This is a genomic window from Sulfuricurvum sp., assembly GCF_028688295.1.
Lineage (GTDB): Bacteria > Campylobacterota > Campylobacteria > Campylobacterales > Sulfurimonadaceae > Sulfuricurvum.
The window spans coordinates 1-3,834 of record NZ_JAQTYM010000117.1; the positions used below are offsets into that span (position 1 = coordinate 1).

6 protein-coding genes are annotated in these 3,834 nt (G+C 41.9%); 5 read left to right on the forward strand and 1 reads right to left on the reverse strand.

Annotated features, from left to right (window positions below; all coding sequences use genetic code 11):
• The 3 genes from PHR02_RS13255 to PHR02_RS13265 form a co-directional block, all read left to right on the forward strand.
• Positions 1–381 (forward strand): CbbQ/NirQ/NorQ C-terminal domain-containing protein (locus PHR02_RS13255; protein WP_299992742.1); only part of this gene is annotated, 381 nt, incomplete at its 5' end.
• The gene (locus PHR02_RS13260; protein ID WP_299992743.1) at positions 374–973 is read left to right on the forward strand and encodes a cytochrome c oxidase subunit 3; all 600 of its coding nucleotides are present in this window, start codon (positions 374–376) and stop codon (positions 971–973) included. The genes PHR02_RS13255 and PHR02_RS13260, both read left to right, overlap by 8 nt.
• A gap of 8 nt (positions 974–981) precedes the next feature.
• Positions 982–1,242, forward strand: coding sequence for a cytochrome C oxidase subunit IV family protein (locus tag PHR02_RS13265; protein WP_299992745.1), 261 nt, complete (start codon positions 982–984; stop codon positions 1,240–1,242).
• Positions 1,243–1,248: 6 nt separating this feature from the next.
• On the opposite strand, the gene PHR02_RS13270 is transcribed toward PHR02_RS13265, so the two are convergent.
• A complete protein-coding gene (locus tag PHR02_RS13270) occupies positions 1,249–1,662 on the reverse strand; it encodes an Rrf2 family transcriptional regulator (RefSeq protein WP_299992746.1) in 414 nt (137 codons plus the stop codon).
• 324 nt (positions 1,663–1,986) lie between these two features.
• On the opposite strand from PHR02_RS13270, the gene PHR02_RS13275 reads away from it, so the two are divergent.
• Positions 1,987–3,264 carry a TolC family protein gene (locus PHR02_RS13275; RefSeq protein ID WP_299992747.1) on the forward strand — a complete coding sequence of 426 codons (1,278 nt, stop codon included), beginning with the start codon at positions 1,987–1,989 and terminating at the stop codon, positions 3,262–3,264.
• The coding region (locus PHR02_RS13280; RefSeq protein WP_299992748.1) for a biotin/lipoyl-binding protein at positions 3,248–3,834 on the forward strand (587 nt) is incomplete at its 3' end. The genes PHR02_RS13275 and PHR02_RS13280, both read left to right, overlap by 17 nt.

A 3,834-nucleotide genomic window follows, 5' to 3' on the forward strand; every position in this document is an offset into this window, starting at 1 on the left:
GTATCGTACAATCCTGGATATCAAAATGTTTTAAAGGGGATGAAACCCAGCACTAAACAACGCTTTATCTCCCTCACTTTTAACTACCCAAAAGCGGAGGTAGAGACAGAGGTGATCGTTAAAGAGAGCGGGGTGGATGAAAAGATTGCCCAAAAACTGGTCTCAATCGCGGGGGAAATCCGTCAATTAAGCGATAGTGATATCCAAGAAGCCGTATCAACACGATTGCTTATTTATGCAGGAAAATTGATTGCCCACGGGTTCGATCCTTACCAAGCGTGCATGCACTCTATTGTCGAATCGCTCAGTGATGAAGAGGATGTGTTAGCGGTACTCGAAAAACTGATCTCACTCCATTTTATTAAAAGCGTACATGTCTGAGATTCTCGTAGATAAAAAACCCTATCCGCCGGGGGATTTTGCGATTTGGATCATCGTCTACGTTGAACTGCTCACGTTTGGGTTGTTATTTGTGGGATACGCTTATTCGCGTAGAGTCAATTTGCAAATGTTTAATGATTCTCAGCTTCTGCTGAATCAAACTATCGGTTTTATCAATACGCTGATTTTGATTACGAGCAGTTATTTGATTGTCAGGGGTGTTGAAACGATAAAAACGATGCAATTGCATCAGCGCTATGAGGCAAGTATGCGCGCTTCGAAATGGCTTTTAGGTGCAATGATGTTGGGAAGCACCTTTCTCGTTTTAAAACTATCCGAATTTTCCCATCTCTTTACTCAGGGTATTACTCTCAGTACGAATACATTTTTCATGTTCTATCTGCTGCTTACTATGTTTCATTTCATGCACGTTACCTTGGGAGTTATAATCCTCTATAATCTATATCGTAAAACTAAAAACCAAGGGTACACCCCTGCAGATTGCAGAGGGTTCGAAACGGGTGCGATCTATTGGCATTTGGTGGATTTGTTGTGGATTGTCCTCTTTCCTTTAATCTACATCATGCGTTAGGAGAGGGAATGAAACTACACGTAGAAGATATTTTTGCTGTTTTGGTCGTTTTGTCGTTTTCGGCTTTTTTGGTAGGCTACTTGGAGCTTTTCAGTGGATTTTTTGCCATATTTTTAGTGATTAGTACGTTTATCAAAGGGCAACTGATCAGTGATTATTTTATGGATTTAAGAGAGGTAGACTATAAATATCGTCTTATTCCAACCCTCTGGCTGGTAGTGGTTCTCTCACTGATCGCTATTGCGTATATGCATCCCATATCAGAGTAAAATACTCTAGATTTTTGTCTCTTTATTGTCGAGCAGTGATGCGAGTGTCGTGGTAGTGAGCATCGTCTCAATCAGCTCTTTGGGCTGAACCCATTGCTCATGCAAAGCACACGGATTCGAAGCATCACATTTCTCAAATCCCAAGATACAACGCTCATGCTCCAACGGCTCCCCAATCGCTTCGAGAATATCGCACAGACGAATTTGATCGGCATTTTTAGCTAAACTTATCCCTCCCTCACGACCGCGAGAGGCATTTACTAGCCCCTTTTTGACCAAATCCGTCACCATTTTGGTGAGATATTTGTAGGGAAGATCGAGCTCTTGGTGGAGAACATTGACGGAGTGGGATGACTCATGATGGCGGTAGAGATACGATAATACCCGAATGGCGTATTCAGCGGTTTTGGAAAAATGCATCGACACTCCTTTTTGTGATATTATGCACTAAAACGAATTTATCCGTTTTAGTGGCAAGGACTCCTTCGGCTATGCTTTCGCATATAGCCTTTGGTTTCAAAGCTAAAAAATTCAAGCAGTTGAATTTTTTTGACGCTTTTCACCTTTGCAATCCCCTAAAGCTTCCCGCATCTTTCGGATGCAGGAGAAAAACGGATCAATTCGCCCTTTTTTAAAGTGCGTAAGGTCAGATAGTTATTAGAATTGTAGCCAAAAAGCGGGTTAATTTTTGATTTACAATATAACTTCTACTTTGTGGTAGTATTTCATTAAAGAAGGAGATTAATGCGATTTACATTACTTACTATAGCACTCATCAATATTCTAGTCACTAATCTCTGTGCGATCACTCTCGAAGAAGCTATTAGATCGGCGCTGAAGACTCATCCAGAGGTAGAAATTGCCCGTTTAAATCATGATATATCAGGTAAAGAGATACAAAGTGCGCGCTCCAATCTTTATCCGCATATCGAATTGAATGCAGAGTATTATCCTACTAAAACCTTTGTAATGCCCTCAAATGGTGTTTTTTCAACACGGCATGACGACGCGCTTCATGCCGATATCAGTGCCACCTATACGGTGTATGATTTTGGACGTACGCAAGAGCGTCTTAAAGCATCTGTGTCAGCATCTTTAGGAGCAAAGGAACAAAGCCGATATCATCAGGAAGTCGTGATTGAACAAGTAGTGCAAAACTACTACACCGCAGCCTATTTGAATCGTCTCACACAAACAGCCGAAGCCACCTCTCGTTATTACGAAAAACTGTATCAAAAAGCACTTCATATGCGTCAAAACGGTCTAAAAACTCAAGCAGATGAATCACGTTTTAAAGCGTCGTGGCTGGAGGCTCAAGATCTTTTACACTCAAAGCGTACTGAATATCGTAAAAGCCTTTATGCACTGGAACATTTGATCGGTGAGAGGGTTGAGTCGATTGATGGAAACGAACTCGATCGTGCAGTGGAAGGGAAGGGGATTCCATCGATCGAGTCGATGCAACAAGAACTTCATCAAAAAAATCCAGAATTAAAAAGATTAGAAGCTGTTCTGACTCAAGCGAGATCAAACTACAATGCGTCTAAAACACAAGGGTATGGAACCTTATCAGCAGTTGCGGGATACGGTATCGATCGCTCACTCTCATCATACGATAGCAGCTACGTAGGGCTAAAAGGGAATTTACCGCTGTTTGATGGGGGATATCTCGATGCTCAAATGCAAAAAAGTGCTTTGAGTGTTCAAATAGCGCAACAAGAGTATGAAAATAGTAAAAAACAATTGTTTGAGGAGCTGTTTAATGCCCGAAGCGACTATGAGCAAGCAGTTGAGAGTATAAAAGCGAAAGAGGGACTTATTGACGCTTTAGAGCAAACTCTCCATTTAATGGAGGGTCGATATACCCAAGGATTAGCAACATATGTTGATGTGTTGGAAGCTCAAAATGCTTTAGATACTGCGAAAATCGGTTTATCTGGGGCTAAACTCACTAAAATAGTCCGTTTTGCACTCATGATTAGATTATTAAACAAAGGATGCGTCGATGAAATTTGCCGATAAAAAAATCATAATAGGATTGATCGTTCTGATACTCGGTGCCATCGTGTTGAAAAAAATATTTTGGGTTTCTGAGGCACCAATCCCTACGGTAGAGAAAAACACTATTGAAACGAATAGTACCGTATTCGGAACCGGAACGCTTGAAGCCGAAGAGATTGTCATTCTTGCCCCAAAAACGACGGCAAAAATTCAAAATCTCTATGCGGATGAGGGGGACATGGTACATACAGGTCAAGTTTTGGCGGTAATGGAACCATCAGAGTTGACCGCTGTGCTTCATGAGGGGGAAGCCTCCATCGCGAAAAGTCGCTCTCAACTCTCTGCCGCAAAAGCCGCACTAAAAGATTTGAAAGCCAAAGCACACCTTGCCGATCAGACGTTGGAACGGTACAAGGAACTACTCAAAGGGGGCTTTGTAACGCAAGCCGAATATGATAGTGCTTATGCCTCGGCGCAAAGTGCTTCGGCTCAACTGGAAAGTGGACACGAAAATATAAAATTGCTCACACTGGATGTAGAAAAATCAGGGGCAGCAGCGGCAGCTCAACGGCTTAAAATCGATGATTTGTC

Excerpts from the sequence above, each read along its gene's own strand:
- PHR02_RS13260 (WP_299992743.1), top strand. The coding sequence starts at position 374 with ATGTCTGAGATTCTCGTAGATAAAAAACCCTATCCGCCGGGGGATTTT.
- PHR02_RS13265 (WP_299992745.1), top strand. The coding sequence starts at position 982 with ATGAAACTACACGTAGAAGATATTTTTGCTGTTTTGGTCGTTTTGTCG.
- PHR02_RS13270 (WP_299992746.1), bottom strand. The coding sequence starts at position 1,662 with ATGCATTTTTCCAAAACCGCTGAATACGCCATTCGGGTATTATCGTAT.
- PHR02_RS13275 (WP_299992747.1), top strand. The coding sequence starts at position 1,987 with ATGCGATTTACATTACTTACTATAGCACTCATCAATATTCTAGTCACT.